This window comes from Rhizobium leguminosarum, from assembly GCF_002953715.1.
Taxonomy (GTDB): Bacteria; Pseudomonadota; Alphaproteobacteria; order Rhizobiales; family Rhizobiaceae; genus Rhizobium; species Rhizobium leguminosarum_V.
Genome location: NZ_CP025015.1, coordinates 120049 through 139413, shown reverse-complemented (window position 1 = coordinate 139413; position 19365 = coordinate 120049). Strand labels below are relative to the sequence as shown.

The window sequence follows — 19365 nt, the reverse complement described above, 5'->3', positions numbered from 1 at the left end:
CCGCCAGCGCTCTTCCGGCGATGCCGTGACTGCCTCGGCAAGAGCGCCCTCCAAACAATGAGCATACCAGGCGAAGGCGCTCCCGCGTCGGCGCCAGTTCGCGCACAGCTTGACCGGCTAAAAAGGGCAGCCGCAGGAGGGTTAGCAAAAGCGTCGCTCGGAACGACCGGAACCCGGGGCCGACTGGCCCCGGCAAGCCGTTCCGCTTGGGGCGCCACCAGTGATGCCCCTCCCCTCACCTGCCCGGCCGAGCCAATGAGCGGGCGATATCGACGATGTCATCGCGCGAAGCGGTTGGGTCCTCTTTATTCAAGGCAACGCCAAGCCCGAACCGGAAGTCGATGCCCCTGACCGCCTTCAGCTCGAAGGCCCGGTTCGGCAGGCCCTCGGTCCACTGCGGCGCAAAGCCGATGCCAAGGCCGGCCGAGACCAGCGACACCAGTGAATAGGTGTCGTCGCAGCTGTAGGCGATGTTGCGGGTCAGCTCGTATTCTTCGACTTCTCGTTGAAGTACCGCTCGGTGTAGGAGAGGTTCTTGCGATTGAAGGCGATGATCCTTTCCGAGTGCAGGTCGTCGATGAGGAAGCGATTTTGTTGCCCCATACAGTGTAAAATGGCACGGACCGCGCTGGAAATGGGCGTGAAACAACTCGCTGATGCAGCCGCGGTCTCAACAAATACGATCGTGAGATTTGAGCGCGGCGAGGACCTGAAGCCGAGGACAATCGCAACCATTCGAACGGTTCTGGAGGAAGCAGGGGTCGTATTCCTCGATGGTGACTATTCGGGGTCTGATGGTCCCGGCATTCGATTGAAGACGAACGACTAAAGCAATCGTTTCGATAATCGGCGCATAGGGCCTCCCTGGTCATCAAAGGCAAAGCGCTAGCTCTATAAAAGCCGAACAACTGTCATCATTTGGTTGTCGAACCGGCGGCGCCTCAACTCAGTTAATCTAAGTGCCTGATAAACAGAATTCACGGCGTAACGCCTATTTATGGAACTCTTGGGGTAACGAGTTGCCGATCAATGAAGCTTGTCGCTCCCTAGGTTAAACGGTTGCGATTGCCAGCCCGTTTCCCTCCTTCGCAGTCTCCGAAATGCCAGTGGTATGAGATGAATTTTTCGAGTATGTCACCCAGATCCTCCAAACCTGCTGAAGATGCGTTTGGCTCCTGCTTCCTGGAGGCGTGAGGCATGCGAAGTGCCACAATGACTTCCTCCTGCGAAACCCAGGGGCGTTATGCCTGCGGCGATAGCCGCTGTCACTCCCGCCACGCTGTCTTCGACGACGACGCAGCTTGAGCGTGCGGATCGTGTCCCGAACGCCAGCTGTTGCAGCGAGATCAGAGAGATAAAGCTCTCGAACACGTGTATCGATGCGGCTGGACAAATCCGCAGGCAAGGGCACACCCAACCGACCCTCGACTATGCGGTACATCTCGTTGGCAGGAACTCCGGCGAACTGCTCAACGGCTTCCTCAACACTGATGCGATGACCGACGCGGGAATCCTACGGCATATCTGATCTCGACAGCGTCTAAACGCGCGCGCGGTCTTGATCGTTCTCGTCGTTATTCCCTATCTCACAAGCGGTTTGAAGCGCACCTATTCCTGGGTCATTATTCTCGGGGACAATGGCTTGATCAACAGCGCCCTCATGAATTGGGGCCTTATATCCAGCCCTCTCCCTTTGATTTACAATCGCGCGGCTGTTTATGTCGGCATGGTCCATATCATGCTGCCGATGATGATACTGCCGCTCGTGAGCGTCATGCTCGGTATCAACACATCCTTGATTGCGGCTGCCAAAAGCATGGGTGCGAAGCCATCGACAGCCTTTTGGCGGGTTTACTTCCCTTTGAGCATGCCGGGTGTTCGAAGCGGAGCGCTGCTGGTCTTCGTCATCGGCCTGGGCTTTTACATCACGCCGGCGACGTTGGGTGGCTTAGGAGACGCTATGCTCTCAACCTTTATTGCCTTCCAGGTCCCGACGGGTTCAACACGGGTTCGGTCAGCGCCTCCTCATTTGTCCTTCTGGTGATTGCCGTAGTGATGCTCTCTATTCGGGCTGAACCTCTCGGTTACGGTCCGGTGACGTTTGGTTGCTTCGAAGGATCCTATATTGATATGTTAGTGACCAATGCAGATCGTCAAATGGCAAGGGGGCGTTCGTCTTGGGGCATTCACAGGCCGAAAAAGGACATAATCGAGAGCGGATTCTGATGGAGGCAGCTGACCAGATCCGAGACGGCGGGCTCGAGTCGGTGAGCGTAGGCAAGCTTATGAAAAGCGTTAATTTGACGCATGGCGGCTTCTACGTCCATTTCGCATCTCGTGCGGACTTGCTCGCCCAGGCTCTGAAGCGCGCCCTGGTTGATGGCGCGCGTCGGTCGCCAAAGGGATCATCGGGCGCGCGTGCCTTCGCCAGCTTTATTAAAAACTATTTGAATCGGAACCATCGGGACGCGCGCAGCTCTGGGTGCGCGATTTCGGCGCTGGTTTCCGATGTCGGGCGTGCCGATGTCCAGTCCAAGACGGTCATGGCAGCCTATATTGAGGATTACATCGCTGCGACTCGGCAACAACTTGGCGACGACGACGATTCCAGGGCGATGTTGGCCGTCAGCGCCATGGTTGGCGCTCTGGCGCTGTCGCGGGTGATGACCGATCCGGACCGTTCGGACGCCCTGCTCCACACGGTCCGCGATCACCTGGCGGCGTTCGACGACGCCAATGAGCTGGCGCGCTCAGGTAACCGGGGCGAAGCCTAAGTCGTGGCACCGGCCGGGAGCCGTTAGCGCCCCGGTCCCTCTGCGCATAGTTCAGCCTCTTCGCAACCTGGCGCGCTCTCGCGACCGTGAGCACTCTGTCGTAGGTTTATAAAGACCAACTATCACAGTTTCGATCAAAACGACTGCGAGCCCGAGAGTTTGCCTCATCGGTACGTCCCCGGCCACCAATCGGCTCGGCCTGTGACGATCTGCGAAGCATTAGGGGTAGACAGGATGATGGTCATCATGCAGAATGAATGTGTGAGTGGTTGTGACGCTGGCAGTTTTCGGCTTCAAAACCCGCTGGACGAACAACTCCGCGACCGTTCATAGGCGCCGGGGAGACAATGCGTTGGCCTAGGTGTGTATCTGTTTCTACTTACCTAATCACCGGCCTTCGGACCGGAGTTTCGTTCTAGCTCGCCAAACTCGCAGCCGAGCGCGAAGCCGGCGTGCACGATAACATTTTGTACAACGACGGATTGCTTTAAGGAACCCCGAATGAGAACGCTCGACTTTTATTTCGACTATCGCAGTCCGTACAGCTTCCTGGCGCTGTCCCAGGTCCAGAAGATGGATGTGGAGATCGCCTTCCATCCCTTGGAGATCGGAGACTTGATGAAGCAGGTGGGGAACGTGCCGACGAGCATCACCTGCGCACCCAAGGGCCGCTATGTGATGACCGATCTTCAGCGATGGGCAGCTCATTATGGAGTGTCGCTTAACTGGCACCCCCAGCTGCTGGAGATCGATGCTAGCCGGCTCTTGCGCGCCACGCACGTGGCTGGGCAAATGGGAGCTATGTCCGCGGCGGTAGAAGCGATCTTCAACGCGATATGGTCGGCTCCGGCACCGCTTGCGACGGCGGCAGAGGTCGCCGCCGTGCTGGGTGCCGCCGGTCTCGACGCCGAGGAACTTGGAAGGCGAATGGACGAGCCGGATGCGCAGGGCTTGCTGGAGGAGGCAACCACAAGGGCGGCGTCGCGCGGTGTGTTTGGCGCGCCAACCCTATTTGTGGGGGACGAAATGTTCTTCGGCAATGATCGGCTGCACTTCGTGCAGGATCACCTGGCGCGCGCCGCATGAGCCCGCTTGTCATCATCACCGGCGTCGGGCCGGGCACCGGCTCGGCATTGGTGCGACGGTTCCACGATGGTGGCTACCAAGTCGCCATGCTCGCGCGCACCGCCGAGCGCTTGAGCGATCTTGAGAGCGAGCTTCCAAACGCTTTCGCGGTCCCCTGCGATGTGGCCGATCCTGCGGCGCTCGCAAACGCCCTTGAAACCATCGAGCAACGCGCCGGCGCACCCAAGGTGGTGATCCACAACGCGGTGGGCGGGGCCTTCGGCAACTTCCTCGACATCGAGCCGGAAGTCCTTCAGCACAATTTCCAGATCAATGTCATGGCGCTGCTACAACTGGCCAGGTGGGTTGCGCCACGGATGGAGGCGGCAGGGGGCGGCGCCTTGCTGGTGACAGGCAATACTGCGGCTTACCGCGGCAAGGCCGCCTTTGCCGGCTTTGCGCCAAGCAAGGCGGCGCAGCGCGTTCTCACCGAGTGCATTGCCCGCGAGATGGGTCCTCGGGGCGTACACGCGTCTTTCATGATGATCGATGCGGTCATCGACCTGCCTTGGACGCGCACGCGGTTCGCGGATATGCCGGATGACTTTTTCATCCAGCCATCCGACATCGCCGAAGAGGTCTGGCACGTCACTCACCAGCCGCGTTCGGCTTGGTCGTTCTTGACGGAATTGCGGCCCTTCCGCGAGTCCTGGTGATCCGAGTGTTTTAGCTTTACGTATGTGAGCGACAGGGTGCATACACTGAGGGCGATAACAAGTCTGCCGATGAACGTCGGAATTCTCCGCTTCGCCGCGCTGAGTTGAATCCAGTCAGAAGTACGCCGCTTTTCTTTTTAAAGAGACTCAACGTTTCAGATCCTGCAGAGGTCCGGCTCCTCGTCGGTGATCAAGCGTAGCAAAAGCTCAACGCGGCCGTCGATGCGATTGACATTGTATCCGGCACCGGGCGCATACATCGACATCTACACCGCGATCGAGAACAAGCTCGACGTCGAAATTCCAGCCGGATGAAGTGCGTTTGCTGCACCCGCACGCTCAGCGAAGGATTAATTTTGGCGACTGTTCCATGAAATGCTGAAGGGGGAACGGTGAGCTTCAAACTATTGGGCTCCGGCTGGGCGGACGAAATCGATGCGGGAGTCCGGGCCACCCCGGCAGCATCTTGATCGTTTGTCCGTTTATCAAGAGGCGCACCGCAGAGCGCTTACTTTCAGTGAGACCGCCCGCGGATTGTCGGTGCCAGTGTCGCACTATCGCGGCACTCGGCCACAATGTTCACTTAATACCGCGCAATATTTAAAGCTATTCGGTAACCTCGGTAAGACCGATGCTCGCCGCGAGGAACCCGGCAAAAACCCCGGCCTTCTGGCGAACATTGACAGGTCCTACCCATCGGCAAACCATCTGCAAATGTCCTACACTGCCGACTTTATCTCTGAACTCACCCGGGCGGCCAACGAGGTCGACAAACTGAGCACTGACGAATACCGCCGCTTAGTCGAACGCGCGGTAAGAATGGTGCGGGAGATGCGCCTGGAAACCGGCACCCGCCCCAGCCGCGGAAATTATGTTGCGATGGGGGACCTTGAGATCGCGGCGTTGATGGCAGAGGCTGCTGCGAATAACGACGAAGTCGAGGGTGTTCTGCTCAACCTCGCCGGCATGATCCGAGCGCTGAAGATCATGGTGGATGGGAAGATTGAAGTGCGGAAGGGCGATTAAGCGAGTTGGTGTCGGCATGCCGCAACTCCCGTTTTGCAGAAAACTTGAACAGATATCGCTGATCCGCGTGAGCTCGATCCGTTGGCATCCGCAAATTTGATCGCACATCTCTACATTAACCGTATTCCAAAGATCGTAGTGCCCTAACTCGGACGACATTGTCCATTGTCATGCTCCCTTTAAAAACTCGATGTGTTGCCCACGTCAGGCGATTGCGAACGGCTTTACCCAAAACAATGATCGCCCGTATCGACGATCTTCGCAGCTTCTCGGTCGATCGCGACGGAGCCTCGGCGAGGAACGCCCAGGTCTGCTCGTGCTGCCGCTTGCCCGCGAAGTTAGTAAAGCTTCGCCGGCTATGTGCGGGGATTGCTGTTCGTCAACATTTGCGCATCGCCCCGCGCGGACTCGCGTTGCAGCGTTTCCAGCAAATGCGATGCTCGATCAGCTAGGCCCGCCGGAACAAAGATGTGGTCGTGGTGATATGCTGCCACCATGTTGCAGGGTATGCCAGCTTCAGCGAGACAGCCAGCGACGCCCGCCGTGAGGCCGACGCCATCGAGCGCAGAATTCACATTGAGAGTGATCTGGCGCATCGCAAGTGAAGTTTCGAACCCCACTTCGTCGAGATGATCGACGATCGCAAGGACGTGACGCTCGATGAAATGGTCGAGCGTCTGTGCGTTGAGCGGCAGGTCGGCATCAGCTGGGGTTGTCCTGCATTGCTCGCAACGACGGTTCTGGGAACCCGAATTTCCTGAGATCGATGGCGAGAAAGGTCTGAACTTTGCCGGATGGGCCAAGAAACTGACCGGTGCTGCGACAATCAGCGTAGGCTCGGTCGGCCTTGATGGCGACTTCATGAGCGCTTTTGCAGGCCAAGGGGCGGAAATAAAGGGCCTGGAACGTTTGATCGAACGAATGGAGCCGACGAGTTCGATATGATTGCCGTTGGTCGCGCTCTGATTAGCAACCCCAACCGGTTGGCAAAGATAAAGGAAGCCGATGAGGCGAGCTTGAAGCGCTTCGACGCTGCAGCCCTTTCTGAACTCGTATAGTCCCAATGTCGCGGGTGGAAGTGATGATAATCGTGTACGCCCGCGGCTAATATCTTTAGGATGCAGGTGACGTAACCTGAGACCTTGCCAGCGTCATCTATTCCGACAGTTGCGCTTGTACGAACCACACCTTTCCGACGATGGGTACGGGGCGCTATACTGCGCTGTACTGGGTCGGTTGGTGTGTGAAGAAATTTAATGCCACAGACTCGAACTCAAACCGCTCGCGCTCCTCGCCCGCTGACCGCGCCCGGATGGGAGGTAGCTAACGCTATCTCCATCGCGAGAGCCCTCCGCGGGTGCCCTTTAGCATCGCCAATAGGCATGGTTTGCAATGGCTTCGACGATGTCTGGAAACGGCTCCTGTAGTCATTCGGACTTACGCCGATGGTTTTGGCGAAGACCCGGCGCATAGCATTCACGTCCGCGAAGCCGCAAGTGGTAGCGATCCTCAAGAGCGGCTGCGTGGTATCCTGCAGCAGTCGCCTCGCGGCGTCCGTGCGGGCGGCTGCGACGAATTCCGCCGGCGTGACGCCGAGCTCCTTACGGAAGAGGCGAGCAAAGTTCCGGGTGCTCATGCCGACCTCGTGGGCAAGACTTTCCACGTCGAGGTCGCGGTTCAAATTCGACAAGATGTACTCCTGCGCCTTCTGGATGAGGGTCGTTTCCGACATCTGCCCGACAAGATACGCACTGAACTGCGACTGCCCGCCAGGTCTTTTCATGAACATGACCATGTAACGCGCGACGATCATTGCCGTGTCCTTGCCGTGGTCTTCCTCGACGATCGACAATGCGAGATCGATACCTGCCGTGACCCCGGCTGCCGTTATCAGCGATCCGTCTCGTATGTAAATAGCGTCGGCATCCAGATTGATATCGGGGTACTCGTCGCTGAACTTCGCAGCGCATTCCCAATGCGTGGTGACCCTTTTTCCGTCGAGAAGACCGGCGGCGGCGAGCAGGAACACTCCAGTACAAATAGACCCGAATCGCCGGGCCGTCGGTACGCGACGCTGGAGCCAGGCGATGACGTTGGGGTCGATTTCGAAGAAGGCCGGGTCCCCTGCTACGAGCAGGGTGTCGATATCCTCATCGTCATCGAAGATTGTCCGATCGGCCATGAACCGCAACTGGCCCGTTCCTGCTACGGAAGGCGCGCCAGTCGACATGATCTGGATATCGTAAGCGCCCATGTCTCCTAATCGTCGTGCCGCCTCCCAGAAGACCTCCGCAGGACCAACGATGTCAAGTGACTGTACGCCGGGTGGCGCGAGGATGACGATTCGCATGGGCTTTAGCCTCCTTGTTTGTCATTCACCAAATTGGTGATGCAAGATCGCTGCCAGTCCCCTCGTGTCAGGCTACGTCGTATCTGCCTGCTGTTGAGGTGGAAATTGCATCCCTCATGGACATCTCCGTTGTCGACCTTCGCCTTGGCTGCCGCCTCAAACGCGACGCTGTTCTGTTCGTAGAACTCGATGCAGTCGTGCCGCTTTGGGGGTTTGAGCAACATTACACGGAATGCTCGGCGATGCACGATGCAATTGCCACCATTTCCGGCGGCAAACTGCAGTGCATCGAGGTCGTCCCTCCAGATCATATCGTTGCTCACGTCGCGCGTTCGAAGCGGTTGAAGAGTGTCCCGCTCAACGAGCCCAGGAGCGCCCAGAACACGAGGCTGGTCATGACTGCCGCGGCAACAAATTGACGCTCGAGAGCTTCTGGAGCAAGCGCGTGCGTCCCCTCTGGGGCTGCAGGGGCGCCGATCAAATGAGGCGCGGCGATCAGCGCGATGGCAATCAGGGCCGCCCATGGCTTACGCTTGAACGCGATCAGTCCGATGCCCGCGGCAGTCGCCAGGGCGGTTCCGATCCACCAGAGTTGCCGGTCACCAAGCGGAGCAGAGGGTGTCCCTGGCAGTTCGGGCGGCAGACCCAACATGGGAGCGAGCATTACACATGCGAACCCTGCCAATCCCCAAAGCAGGCCTTCGCGCCACGTCACCGGTTTTCCGCGCATCGCGATAAGGCCACAAAGCGCCAGCGCATATCCAATCGCGGTCAGCATGTTGGCGGCCACCGTGAACGCCATTCGTTCAAACCCGCCTGCGGGTTCCCAGGCGCCTTCTTCGTGATCGTGACCAGCGTCATGGACGTGGGCATCCACCATGGGGGACGTGGTGATCGCCTGGGGCTCCACTTCGCCCGCTTTTTCGTAGACCTCCGCCTTGGAGATCAACTGGCTTGTGCCGGCAAACTGAACCGCGCTTACCGACACACCAACGATGACGCCGGTAAGGGCAGCGGTAAAAACGATGGAGCGAAACAAAGACATTTTAGAGGCCCTCAGTGGCAAGGAAACGCATTGGCATGACGGGTGTCATGCGCTGCGTTGTGAACGATCTCGATATGGGAAAACCCTACAAAGCCGACGATGATCGCGCCAAAGCACAAGGCCATAGCCGCCTGAAGAATTCTGGCTGCGGAGTTCGCTATGATGGGCGTCGAGATGGTTGATGTTGCGGATACTGACATTTTTCGTACCTTTCGAGACGGGCGGCGTGCCCTTTGCGACGTATCTGTTGATGTTTTTGATCAGGCCGCGAGCACGGCCCGGATCTCTTCGGGGTCGATGATGCCAGCCTTGACGACTGCCTTCTCAAGCGCCGCCAGGAACTGGTCGTAGTAGTTCCATGTCGAGCGATCGACAGGATGGGCATCCTCCCAGGCCTTGATCGTCGAGATGAGTTCGTCGCGAAAATCATCCCATTCAAAGATGCCGTTCTTGGCGAGCGCCAGGACCATTCCGAACGAGGACCGCTCCCACTGCGAACCGAAGCAGAGAGACCCGTTGGCGCGAGGAGGATTATCGGTCTTCCCCATCATCTCAGTGATTGCGAAGTGTTCGAACTGGGTGAGCATCGTCGACGGCCTCACGCAGCCTTGGCGACGGCGACGCCCATCATAGCCTCGGGAGTAACGAGCGCCTCAAGCTCCGCTTCCGTCATTCCTTCTGTGCCAACGGGACGTTCAGGAACGACGAACCAGCGGATCTGCGCACTGGAATCCCACACCTTGATTTCGATGGCCTCGGGGACCGGGAGTCCGAACTCGCCCAGAACAGCGCGTGGTTCGCGGGCGGCGCGGCTGCGAAAGGTGGGATCCTTGTACCAGTAGGGAGGCAGCCCCAGGACCGGCCAGGGATAGCAGGAGCAAAGTGTGCATATGATAAGGTTGTGCACATCCGGCGAGTTCGCGACGGCACGCATATGCTCGCCCTCGGCGCCTGCCATGCCCTCGGGCAGATTGAGTTCGGCGATCGCCGCCGGCGTGTCTGTCACGAGCCGATCTTTGAAGGACGGGTCAACCCAGGCTCGGGCGACGATCTTTGCACCGTTGAAGGGTCCCATCTTCGTTTCGAAGAAGTCGAGGACCGTGTCGACGGTCTTGTCCGTTATAATGCCCTTTTTGATCAGCAGGGCTTCGAGAGCCTTGACCCGCGCGGCGCTGTAGGCTTCGCGATCCTCGCGATATTGAAAGCGGTCGATCATGTGATGTGTGCTCCTATTGGATGGCGGGTCAAGCCGCCTGTTTGGCAGATGCTGCCGCAGCCGCTTCGACGTAGTGCGAATACAGATCGGCGTAGAGACTGAAGTTTTTCTCAGTGTTGCCCGGCCAGAGGTCTTCCGGTTCGAACCGAATGCAGTAGACGGGCATTGCAGCGCCGATTCCGTCTGTCCCCGTATCGCAGAGATAGACGTAGGCTCCGTCATAGACCGTCTCGACGGTACCGCTCTTGTTGCGAAGAAAGCCCGGAAGTCTGGTGTGCTCGATGGAGGGAACGTTCTTGATTGAAACCAAGTCGCCGACCGCGAAATCAAAAGACACATTGGTGTCGCGCTTCGGGCTGTCGCCTTCGACGAGATATTGCACCACCCGGTTGTCGATGGCCGCGTCGCCGGCGGCCGGAACCGACTTCGACGGATCGCTATAATATTCTTCCGTCAACGCGTCGAGTTCGTCCGCGGTGATATATTCGTTGTCGATGAAGTAGCCGGAGATGCCGCCGAGCCATTTTTCGTAATAGCGGAATTTGAAATAATCGAACGGGTTCAGGGATTCGGCACCCTTTCGAAGGTCCGCCCATGTCCAAACAGTCGTGAATTTGGACGGTGTCGGGGGAAGTGGCAGTTGCGAGGAAAGCGCCATCATCGCCGTATGGATGCCGAAGATGCGGGTTTCCCAGGTTTCGACGAAAACGCGCGTCTCGGTACTCACAGGGCCTAGACCCTCAAGTCCGCCCAGATAGTGTTGCAGTTTCATGACGTTGTCCTTTCTGCGTTACGGAATTAGGCGGTGACCGGCTTCTTGGCCGCCAGGAGATTGGTGCCCATTTCGGAGAGCAAGCCGAAGACACCCCCAAGCAGCATGGCGGCCATCGCGACGAGTGTTGGATGATTGATGCCGGAGGTCACAACGGTGGTGTTGGTGGCGGCCGTCGTGCCCACGAAAGAGGCGAAACCAAAGACGATCGCTGGTGTGAAGCTCAGGATCGGAATGGAGGAAGCCAGGACCATTGCCGACGTGCCGAGACCAACCAGGACGGCAGCGAAGATTGGATGGGCTGGTGCAAACTGGATGATCAGGAGCGTGATCGTGGCGATGATGATGCCCGTCCAGTTCGAAACAATGCTTTTGATTAGTCCGCGCTGGCCACCGCCACAAGCGAAGAAGGAAGCCCAGGCGATGAACGTCACCCAGACGGGAACGGGAAATACGGTTGCAGTAATGTAGGTATCGATCGCGCCCAGGACGCCAAGGCTGATCATTGCGGCAACGAGAGGGGGCATGTTCTGTCTCCTTGATGGACAAGTGGCATTTCCGGAATGAAGGGGTCAGGAAGCGAGTGCATGAGGCTTGGCAAGGCAGCTTCTGAAGCCCTCGCGCAAGCCACCTTCGTCGAGATTGCGACCGATAAAGACCATGTCGCTAACGCGAGCCTCGAAGGGCTGCCACATCTTGCCTGGGCGTCCTTCCAGGGTCATATGGACGCCATGGAAGACGTATCGCCGCGCCTCGCCTGCGAAGTTCAATACGCCCTTCATGCGGAAAAGATCGGTACCGATCTCCTGGACAAGTCGGGTGAGCCAACCGTTGAGAGCTACCGGGTCGAGAGCCCCGTAGTCGCGGATGGCGACGCAGCCGATGGTCTGGTCGTGCTCGTGGGCATGTTCGTCCAGGATGTTCGGATCGATCGCCAGAATGTTCTTGAGGTCGAAGGCACCGATCCCCAGGACGTCCGCCAGTTCCACGTCGCAGGAACTTGTGCGGATGATCCGGGCCAGCGAGTTGCGCCTCGTCAGGTCCCGTTCGATTTCGATCAAACGATATTCATCTTCAAGATCGATCTTGTTGAGCAAGAGGACGTCGGCGAAACTGATCTGCTCGACCGCCTCCTCCTGCGAGAGCTGGCGCGATATGTAACGCGCGTCGACGACTGTCACGATCGCATCGAGCTCAAGCCTTGCCGATAGAACCTCGTCGAGAATGAACGACTGTATGACCGGGGCGGGGTCGGCGAGCCCCGACGTCTCGATTATCAAACGGTCGATTGGTCGTCCAGATGCGAGCAGGCTGCGGATGGCGGCGATAAGATCGTCACGGACCGTGCAGCAAATGCACCCATTGTTAAGTTCTACAATTTCATCCTTGGTCTGAACGACGAGCTGTCCATCTATCCCGACCTCCCCATACTCGTTGACGATGACGGCGACACGCTCAGTGCTTCCCAAATTCAAGATCCGGTTCAGCAGGGTTGTCTTTCCCGCGCCCAAAAACCCCGTCAGGATTGTCGTTTTCAACTTCGACATTGCCGCTTGCTCCGTTTGCATAGCTTCGCCGTCCCGCTTAACGCGAGTTCGATCTCAGCCAATTCTCGATTTAGAGGTACTATTACTGGCGAGCCGCTAGGCTTGCTTAAGCCGCATTACAGGTAAAACCGGCCAATTGCGCAATAGGGCCAAGGCATGCATTTCCGGCCAAAATAACAGCAGAAACCGCCAAAATTTCGTACTTTACCGCGGCTGCTGCTTAAATAAACCGCATGCTTAAAACGTGGGCAGAGTATGATTTTATTGTAGTCAATTTCAATGAGCTCCCGTTTTATCCTGGAATGGTTCCCAGATTTGCAAAATTCCATTTACCCGCTTTAGCTGACCGTTGGCGCAACAGGCCGGGGTCCTGGTGTGGCGCGTGTGGCCAAGCCTAAACGTGTCGCCCGATCATCGGCCCGGAGATCTCGGGCGCACTTGCGATGCACGGTGTCGATCTCAGCGGTTCAGCTTGTCCTGATGATGATAATCTGCAAGCTACGATTTCTTCGGGCTGTCATGCCCGTCCAGTGACATAAAAGTCCGGACAAGTGCCCGGACTTTCGATGCGGTTTTCAAGGCAGTGGGGCGGGAGCCATATTCACCGAAGTCCCCTGCGCGGGGCGCCCCTAGTTGTAAAGATTATGTGTTCAGATCGCGCCCCCGCGTTTCCGGAAGGAGAAGTGCGCCAATCACTGCCGTCAAACCGGCAAAGGCTACCGTGTACCAGAGACCGCCGAAGATATTTCCTGTCGTGAGCACAACTGCCGTTGCCACGAAAGGCGCAAATCCACCGATCCATCCATTGCCGAGTTGCAGGGCAACCGAAACACCGCTGTACCGTATCCGAACGGGAAAGAGTTCGACCAGAAGCGCCCCGAGCGGTCCGTAGACCATTGTCGCCAGGAAGACCAAGGCAAAGAGCACGAGAACGACCATGGGACCATTCGGCTGGACCGGGGCATTTGCCGCCGGCATCCCCACTCCCGTCAGGGCGGCAACGAGTTCGCCCTCATTCAGGGTTTTAGCCTCGCCACCGTTGATCTGGATTCGGAGAGGTTCTGCGTCGACCTTCACGGTGTAAGGAACGGCACGCCCAGTCAGCAGCGCCTTCACCTTCTGGCATTCCGTCGTTGCCTGCGGCCGGAACAATTGTCCGATAAAGGACTGATCGTGGTTGCAGTCATTGCCCACCAGTACCACGGACGTTTTGGCGCGGAACTCTGTCAGCACAGGATTGCCATAGGTCGCCAGTGCTTGGAAAAGCGGCATGATCAGCAGGGCCGACAAGGCGCATCCCGTCACGACGATCCACTTGCGTCCGATCCTGTCGGAAAGCCAACCGAAGAACAGAAAGAACGGGGTGCCGAGCGTAAGGGCAACGAGCATATAGAAGTTTGCCTGATCCTGGGTCAGCTTTAGTATGGTCGTCATGAAATACAGGCTGTAGAAATGGCCCGTGTACCAGATGACCGCCTGCCCCGCGACGACGCCGAAGATTGCCACCAGCACAAGGCGCAGGTTCTTGCGGTCACCCAAGGTCTCGGCGATCGGGTTCCTCGAGCCTTTCCCCTGCGCCTTCATTTCCTGGAAGACCGGCGACTCGTGCAGCTTCAGGCGGATATAGAGCGACAGGATCAAAAGCAGGATTGAACCAATGAAGGGTATCCGCCATCCCCAACTCGCAAAATCCTCCGCCGACAACGAGGACCGGCAAAGAACGATCACGATCAGCGACAAGAATAAACCAAGCGTTGCGGTGATCTGAATCCAGCTTGTCGTGAGCCCCCGCCGATCGCGGTCGGAATGCTCCGCAACGTAGGTCACCGCGCCCCCAAACTCGCCGCCAACCGCCAACCCCTGCAGCAGGCGCAGCCCGACCAGCAAAGCCGGCGCCGCCCAGCCGATGGAATCGTATGTCGGCAGCAGACCGATGGCCGCCGTGGCAAGACCCATGACCAGCATGGTTACAAGGAAGGTTTTCTTCCGGCCAACAAGGTCACCGAGCCTTCCAAAGACGATTGCACCAAAAGGCCGAAGGACGAAGCCCGCGCCGAAGGTCGCCAGCGCTGCGAGCAAGGCGGCCGTCTCGTTGCCCTTCGGGAAGAACAGCGTACTGAAGAAGGCGGCAAGGGAGCCGTAGATAAAGAAGTCGTACCATTCGAAAACGGTTCCGAGCGCGGCCGCAAAAACGGTCCGTTTCGTGTTGCGGTCCAGATCGTGCGCTTTTGGCTTGATCTGTGAAGTCATCTCTTGAACAGACATGTGAGCCTCCCACTCAAACGGTTTGACGCGAGAGGCCTGTGCCGCTCGACCGAGAAAAACGACTATCGCAGTCCTTGAGAAAGCTCTCGAGGACATGGTTGAAGACCTGCGGCTGCTCGAGCATCGGGAAATGACCCGCGTCCGCTATAACCTCAAGCCGGCTTTCCGGAATACCCTCTGCGAGAACAACGGATTCTCCGGGTGGCGTGATGATGTCCTCAGTGCCGACCACGACCAGCGTGGGGACGCCGATATCGTGAAGATTGGCCCGGCTGTCCGACGCATTGAGTGAGGCGATCGCCTCCCGTGCAACAAAAGCCGGCGTTTGGGCAACCTCTTGTCTGGCAAATTCGACAAGGTCTCTGCCGGCTGTACGGCCGAATGAGCGCTCGATGACATTCTGGCTCGCCTGGACAACGCCGAGGTCATCGATGGCCTTGAGAACATTGTCGACATTGACATCCGCGCCAAGTCCGTGGGGCGTTGCCCCGACAAGCACAAGCGCGAGGACACGCTCGGGGTGGGACAGGGTAAAGGTCTGCGCCACCGTTCCTCCCATTGAGAGGCCGACGAGAATGGCTTCGTCGATTTCGAGTGCACGATAGACCGCCAGGATATCATTTGCGAAGGCCGCGATTGTGTAACTGCGTCCCTCCGGTCGTGGCGATACACCGTGTCCTGGAAGATCGATGCGGATGACCCTGTAACGGGACGAGAACGCCTCAATTTGCTCCCGCCAGAATTGGGCTGTGGTCGTGAACCCGTGCACGAACACAAGCGGCAAACCGGCGCCCGACACGTGCACAACCGTATCGCCGATTGTCATGGTTTCGATATGCATTATTTCTGCTCCCCTTTAGGTTTTTACACCGTAAGCATCGCAAGGGGCGGGCCAGTTGGCGGTTTTGGAGGGTCGCCATTGCTCAACGAGCTGGAAACATGAGCAAATTTCGAAGGTTCCTCGCCGCTCGACAAACACTTGCCCGTCAGTCTCTCGCATATACCGTCACCTAATAGAGACACATATTGTCTCGCTTTAGAGACGATTGGTCGGTAGAGTGATCGTGACGTAATTTCATCGGGGTTCCAACCAGGTCAGGCTGAGATGACGCTTCCGGAGTGGTTCGCAGGTTCATCGGAAGAAGCCGGGTTTCTCCGTCTCGTGCTCGATCATGTCTCAGACTGCCTCGTCGCCGTCGATACAGCCGGGACAATCGTCCTGATCAATGAGCCCTACTGCAAGCTGCTCGGGGGTGAGGCCGATGACTTCCTCGGGCGCCACATAACCGATGTGGTTGGGCCACAGACCAAGCTTCATTTCGTTGCACGCGGGATCGGCACCCATGTCGGTTATCCGCTCGAGGTTCGTGGCCATAAACTGGTAACGAAGCAAGTTCCCGTGCACCGGGACGGCAAGATCATCGGCGCGGTCGGGCTTGCCCTCTTCTCTGACTATGATGCCTTGAAGAAGACCTACAGCCGCATATCGAAAGCAGAACTCGCCATTCCGCAACGTCCCAGAGCGTGGCAATCGAAGTTCAGGCTGAATGACATCATCGGCATGGGCGAGTTGATGGATTCCTATCGTGACGCCATCAAGGTGGCCGCTGCGTATGATTTGCCTGTGATGATTTGTGGCGAGACCGGCGCGGGCAAGGAACTGGCCGCGCATGCCCTTCATGCACTGTCGGACAGGCGTAGTGGACCCTTTGTGTGGGTCAACTGCGCGTCCATTCCCAGCGAGCTGATTGAAGCCGAGCTCTTTGGATACGAAGGCGGTGCTTTCACGGGCGCTCGCAGCCAGGGCAAACCGGGCAAGTTTGAACTTGCCACAGGCGGCGTGCTTTTCCTGGACGAGATCGGCGACATGCCGCTTGCCCTTCAGGGCAGTTTGCTGCGCGTTCTGCAGATGAACGAAATCGTACGTGTCGGCGGTACCAATCCGGTCAGTATCAACTTGGGCATCATCTGTGCGACCAATAAAGCTCTTCTTGACCTGGTGAAGGTGGGCCGCTTTCGCGAGGACCTGTATCACCGGCTGAGTGTTTTGCCGATCAACGTCCCTCCCCTGCGGCATAGGGGCGATATCCCACACCTTGCCGAGTGCTTGCTTGCGCGCATCGCAGGACGGCTGGGTAAGTCCACACCAAACCTGACCGATCACGATCGCAATCTGTTGATCGGATACGCGTGGCCGGGAAACGTGCGCGAGCTCGAAAACGCGCTGACGCGAATGATCATTACCGGGACACTCGCCATTTCTGTCCAGGAGGTTTCCTCAACCCCGGCTGAGCCAGACGCGACGCAGCCACTCAAAGACAGGATACGATCCCAAACGGACGCGGAGATCCGTGCCGCTCTCAAGCAAACGCGCGGTAACAGGAGCCGTGCGGCTGAATTGCTCGGTATCAGCCGGGCCCACCTCTATCGCCTTCTCAAGGAGCCGGACGTAAAATAGCTTGCCTTCAAGGAAGTCGCCCCGTTTTCAGCTGCAAACAATTCCCCCGCTTTGGCTCGCGTGGTTGGGCAAGACAAACGCTCAGCCGAAATCCAGAGCCTCCAGGATGTCTTCGATAAGATCCTCGGCATCCTCCAGGCCGACGGAGCAGCGGATGACGTCATCTCCAAGCGCGTCGCAAAGGCCGCCTCCTGAAAGGGACAGGTGGCGGGTGCTGGTGAGGCGGGCCGAATGGCATATGAGGCTGCCGACCTCTGCCAGATTGACGCCCGACTGTATAAGCCGCAGTCTGCTGATCATCGCAGTGGCACCATCCCTGCCTGCACGAAGGCCGAAAGCCAACATTCCCGAGCCACCTGACATCTGCCTGCGAGCGATGGAATGGTTCGGGTGAGATGGAAGAAAGGGATATCTCACCCACGCCACCGCCGGATGGGTTTCCAAGGTCAGCGCGATCGCATGGGCGGCGGAACTGTGCCGGTCCATCCTGAGAGCAAGTGTTTTCACGCCACGAAGGATGAGGAACGAAGCCTGCGGTGAGATCACGGTCGCCTCAGGAAAACGAAGGTTGGTTTCCCGCAGTTTGTGAATGATTGCGGTGTCTCCCAGCAGGGCACCGCCGAGTGTGTCGCCATGACCGTTGATGTATTTGGTAAGCGATTGCAGGACAATATCGGCGCCGTGCTCAATCGGGCGCTGCAAGGCTGGCGAAGCGAATGTGCTGTCAACGACGATCTTGAGGCCGCAGGAACGACCGCATTCTGCGATTGCAGCAATGTCGAGAATGTCGCCAAGAGGATTTGTCGGCGTATCAAAATAAATGAGACGCGTTCGAGGCGTCACCGCACGGCAGATGTTTGCAGAAAGCGACAGGTCAACCGGGACCATTGTGATGCCGGCCCGCGTTAGCGTCTTCTCCATCAGAGCGGCCGTATCGGTACAAACTTGCCTGTGGACGATCATCTCGTCGCCTTCGGAGAGAAGCGCCAGTGCGAGCATATTGAAGGCGGCCAACCCTGATGAAAGCACCAAGCCGGCCTCGGCTCCTTCGAGGCGAGCCAACGTCTTCTCGAGCATGTCCGTCGCTGAGTGGGCGTTGTTGTCCGCACCGCTGATTTTTCTGACCGATTGAGCGGGATGGTTCAATGACAGGTCGACTGGTTGGTGGATAGCACGCGTCGAGAATCCGAGTTCGTCGAACTCCGGATCGGCCGCATCTAACTCATCGCGATCTCGCATGAACTTGTACCTCATCGGTGGACTAGACCAATCGATCTCTGTTCCAAACAGTATTCGAATATCAGCTGCTGCGGCCATCGAGTCGGCGCGCATTGAGGTGCGCCAGTGGAGATGAGCGTGACCATCCATGTGGTGTTAGGCTCACGGTGTTCGACTTCAGGAGACGGCCGGTGCATGCGGCAACGTTTTTGCTCCGCCAACCCAAAAGTGCTTCGGTCCGACCTCAAGCAGCAGCAGTTGTCTTTACAAGCCCGTTCTCACGCGCGGACGCTGCAGCTCCGCGACAGTCATTACAAAGCGGAGCTCCTCCTTGCCACAATTCATGTAAGCATGTTTGTCCTCCGTCCGTGCCAAAACCGAAGAGCCCGCTTTAACGAGGTGCTCGCTATCAGCCAGTTTCAAGGTAAGCGCGCCGGTTTCCACATTCAGCAGTTCGAGTGTTCCGGCCGAATGGCCGGGCGATTCGAAAACCTCACCGGGAAACAGCGTCCAGCGCCAAAGCTCGATTTCATCCGGCCCGTGGGTTCCAACCAGAAGAGTGGCACTCCCGCCCTTCGGACCGCGCCAGAGGATCGAGGCATCCTCGGGTGGAACGATGCGCACAGGCACGTTGACTGCGACCCCGACGAAATCGGCAACAGAAACGCCCAATGCGGTCGCTGCCCGGCAGAGCGTCGCAATGCTCGGGTTCGCGCTGCCCTTTTCGATTTCGACCAGCATGCCTTTGCTGACACCGGATTTGCGCGACAATTCATCGAGTGTCAGGCCATTCTGTTTCCTGAACAATTTGAGGTTCTGGGACACGGTTGCACTGACGCGCTCGACGTCGGTGACCGCTTCGGTCGATATATTGACTTTCTTTTTCATGGTCGGTATTATAGACTAAATTGGT

21 protein-coding genes and 2 pseudogenes are annotated in these 19365 nt (G+C 57.9%); 8 read left to right on the top strand and 15 right to left on the bottom strand.

Annotation, left to right across the window (positions count from 1 at the left end; all coding sequences use genetic code 11):
* Positions 1–235: 235 nt before the first annotated feature.
* A pseudogene (locus tag CUJ84_RS32910) lies at positions 236–585 on the bottom strand (LysR substrate-binding domain-containing protein); the annotation flags it as partial.
* A gap of 28 nt (positions 586–613) precedes the next feature.
* Between CUJ84_RS32910 and CUJ84_RS39025 the strand changes: the two are divergent.
* The 6 genes from CUJ84_RS39025 (at position 614) to CUJ84_RS39020 (ending at position 5581) form a co-directional block, all read left to right on the top strand.
* Complete coding sequence (locus CUJ84_RS39025; protein WP_105009755.1) at positions 614–829, top strand: transcriptional regulator; 216 nt, start codon at positions 614–616, stop codon at positions 827–829.
* Positions 830–1558: 729 nt separating this feature from the next.
* Positions 1559–2044 carry an ABC transporter permease gene (locus CUJ84_RS32895; protein WP_245457650.1) on the top strand — a complete coding sequence of 162 codons (486 nt, stop codon included), beginning with the start codon at positions 1559–1561 and terminating at the stop codon, positions 2042–2044.
* Between the two features lie 133 nt (positions 2045–2177).
* Positions 2178–2774 carry a TetR/AcrR family transcriptional regulator gene (locus tag CUJ84_RS32890; RefSeq protein ID WP_245457649.1) on the top strand — a complete coding sequence of 199 codons (597 nt, stop codon included), beginning with the start codon at positions 2178–2180 and terminating at the stop codon, positions 2772–2774.
* A 501-nt stretch (positions 2775–3275) separates the two neighbouring features.
* Entirely contained in the window at positions 3276–3860 is a 585-nt protein-coding gene (locus tag CUJ84_RS32885) for a 2-hydroxychromene-2-carboxylate isomerase (protein WP_105009752.1), read from the top strand.
* The gene (locus CUJ84_RS32880) at positions 3857–4555 is read left to right on the top strand and encodes an SDR family NAD(P)-dependent oxidoreductase (RefSeq protein WP_105009751.1); all 699 of its coding nucleotides are present in this window, start codon (positions 3857–3859) and stop codon (positions 4553–4555) included. Before CUJ84_RS32885 ends, CUJ84_RS32880 begins: the two co-directional genes overlap by 4 nt.
* Before the next feature lie 435 nt (positions 4556–4990).
* Entirely contained in the window at positions 4991–5581 is a 591-nt protein-coding gene (locus CUJ84_RS39020) for a hypothetical protein (protein ID WP_245457648.1), read from the top strand.
* Positions 5582–5937: 356 nt separating this feature from the next.
* Here the strand turns inward: CUJ84_RS39020 and CUJ84_RS32870 are convergent, their stop codons facing one another.
* Positions 5938–6177 (bottom strand): ACT domain-containing protein, encoded by a 240-nt coding sequence (locus CUJ84_RS32870; protein ID WP_245457647.1) that lies wholly within the window; start codon positions 6175–6177, stop codon positions 5938–5940.
* A gap of 109 nt (positions 6178–6286) precedes the next feature.
* On the opposite strand from CUJ84_RS32870, the pseudogene CUJ84_RS39015 reads away from it, so the two are divergent.
* Positions 6287–6639, top strand: a pseudogene (locus CUJ84_RS39015) (12-oxophytodienoate reductase); the annotation flags it as partial.
* 215 nt (positions 6640–6854) lie between these two features.
* Here CUJ84_RS39015 and CUJ84_RS32860 read toward each other — a convergent pair.
* From CUJ84_RS32860 to CUJ84_RS32810, 11 genes are all read right to left on the bottom strand, one after another.
* A complete protein-coding gene (locus tag CUJ84_RS32860; RefSeq protein ID WP_105009749.1) occupies positions 6855–7931 on the bottom strand; it encodes a GlxA family transcriptional regulator in 1077 nt (358 codons plus the stop codon).
* A gap of 5 nt (positions 7932–7936) precedes the next feature.
* The gene (locus CUJ84_RS32855; RefSeq protein WP_245457646.1) at positions 7937–8254 is read right to left on the bottom strand and encodes a hypothetical protein; all 318 of its coding nucleotides are present in this window, start codon (positions 8252–8254) and stop codon (positions 7937–7939) included.
* On the bottom strand, positions 8251–8976 hold the full coding sequence (locus tag CUJ84_RS32850; protein ID WP_105009747.1) for a CbtA family protein: 726 nt from the start codon (positions 8974–8976) through the stop codon (positions 8251–8253). The genes CUJ84_RS32855 and CUJ84_RS32850 overlap by 4 nt, the downstream gene beginning before the upstream one ends.
* A gap of 11 nt (positions 8977–8987) precedes the next feature.
* Entirely contained in the window at positions 8988–9176 is a 189-nt protein-coding gene (locus tag CUJ84_RS32845) for a CbtB domain-containing protein (protein ID WP_018484460.1), read from the bottom strand.
* A 60-nt stretch (positions 9177–9236) separates the two neighbouring features.
* Positions 9237–9563 carry a nitrile hydratase accessory protein gene (locus tag CUJ84_RS32840; RefSeq protein WP_105009746.1) on the bottom strand — a complete coding sequence of 109 codons (327 nt, stop codon included), beginning with the start codon at positions 9561–9563 and terminating at the stop codon, positions 9237–9239.
* Between the two features lie 11 nt (positions 9564–9574).
* A complete protein-coding gene (nthA, locus tag CUJ84_RS32835; protein ID WP_105009745.1) occupies positions 9575–10192 on the bottom strand; it encodes a nitrile hydratase subunit alpha in 618 nt (205 codons plus the stop codon).
* A 28-nt stretch (positions 10193–10220) separates the two neighbouring features.
* Positions 10221–10964 (bottom strand): nitrile hydratase subunit beta, encoded by a 744-nt coding sequence (nthB, locus tag CUJ84_RS32830; protein WP_105009744.1) that lies wholly within the window; start codon positions 10962–10964, stop codon positions 10221–10223.
* Positions 10965–10990: 26 nt separating this feature from the next.
* Entirely contained in the window at positions 10991–11491 is a 501-nt protein-coding gene (locus tag CUJ84_RS32825; protein ID WP_018484464.1) for a DUF1097 domain-containing protein, read from the bottom strand.
* A 45-nt stretch (positions 11492–11536) separates the two neighbouring features.
* A complete protein-coding gene (locus CUJ84_RS32820; RefSeq protein ID WP_105009743.1) occupies positions 11537–12511 on the bottom strand; it encodes a CobW family GTP-binding protein in 975 nt (324 codons plus the stop codon).
* 642 nt (positions 12512–13153) lie between these two features.
* A complete protein-coding gene (locus CUJ84_RS32815; protein WP_105009742.1) occupies positions 13154–14776 on the bottom strand; it encodes an MFS transporter in 1623 nt (540 codons plus the stop codon).
* A 13-nt stretch (positions 14777–14789) separates the two neighbouring features.
* A complete protein-coding gene (locus CUJ84_RS32810; protein WP_018484467.1) occupies positions 14790–15617 on the bottom strand; it encodes an alpha/beta fold hydrolase in 828 nt (275 codons plus the stop codon).
* A gap of 264 nt (positions 15618–15881) precedes the next feature.
* On the opposite strand from CUJ84_RS32810, the gene CUJ84_RS32805 reads away from it, so the two are divergent.
* Positions 15882–17234 carry a sigma-54 interaction domain-containing protein gene (locus CUJ84_RS32805; RefSeq protein ID WP_105009740.1) on the top strand — a complete coding sequence of 451 codons (1353 nt, stop codon included), beginning with the start codon at positions 15882–15884 and terminating at the stop codon, positions 17232–17234.
* A gap of 81 nt (positions 17235–17315) precedes the next feature.
* Here CUJ84_RS32805 and CUJ84_RS32800 read toward each other — a convergent pair whose 3' ends face one another.
* Positions 17316–18566 carry a trans-sulfuration enzyme family protein gene (locus CUJ84_RS32800; RefSeq protein WP_245457645.1) on the bottom strand — a complete coding sequence of 417 codons (1251 nt, stop codon included), beginning with the start codon at positions 18564–18566 and terminating at the stop codon, positions 17316–17318.
* Positions 18567–18716: 150 nt separating this feature from the next.
* A complete protein-coding gene (locus tag CUJ84_RS32795; RefSeq protein ID WP_105009738.1) occupies positions 18717–19340 on the bottom strand; it encodes a helix-turn-helix domain-containing protein in 624 nt (207 codons plus the stop codon).
* Between the last annotated feature and the right edge of the window lie 25 nt (positions 19341–19365).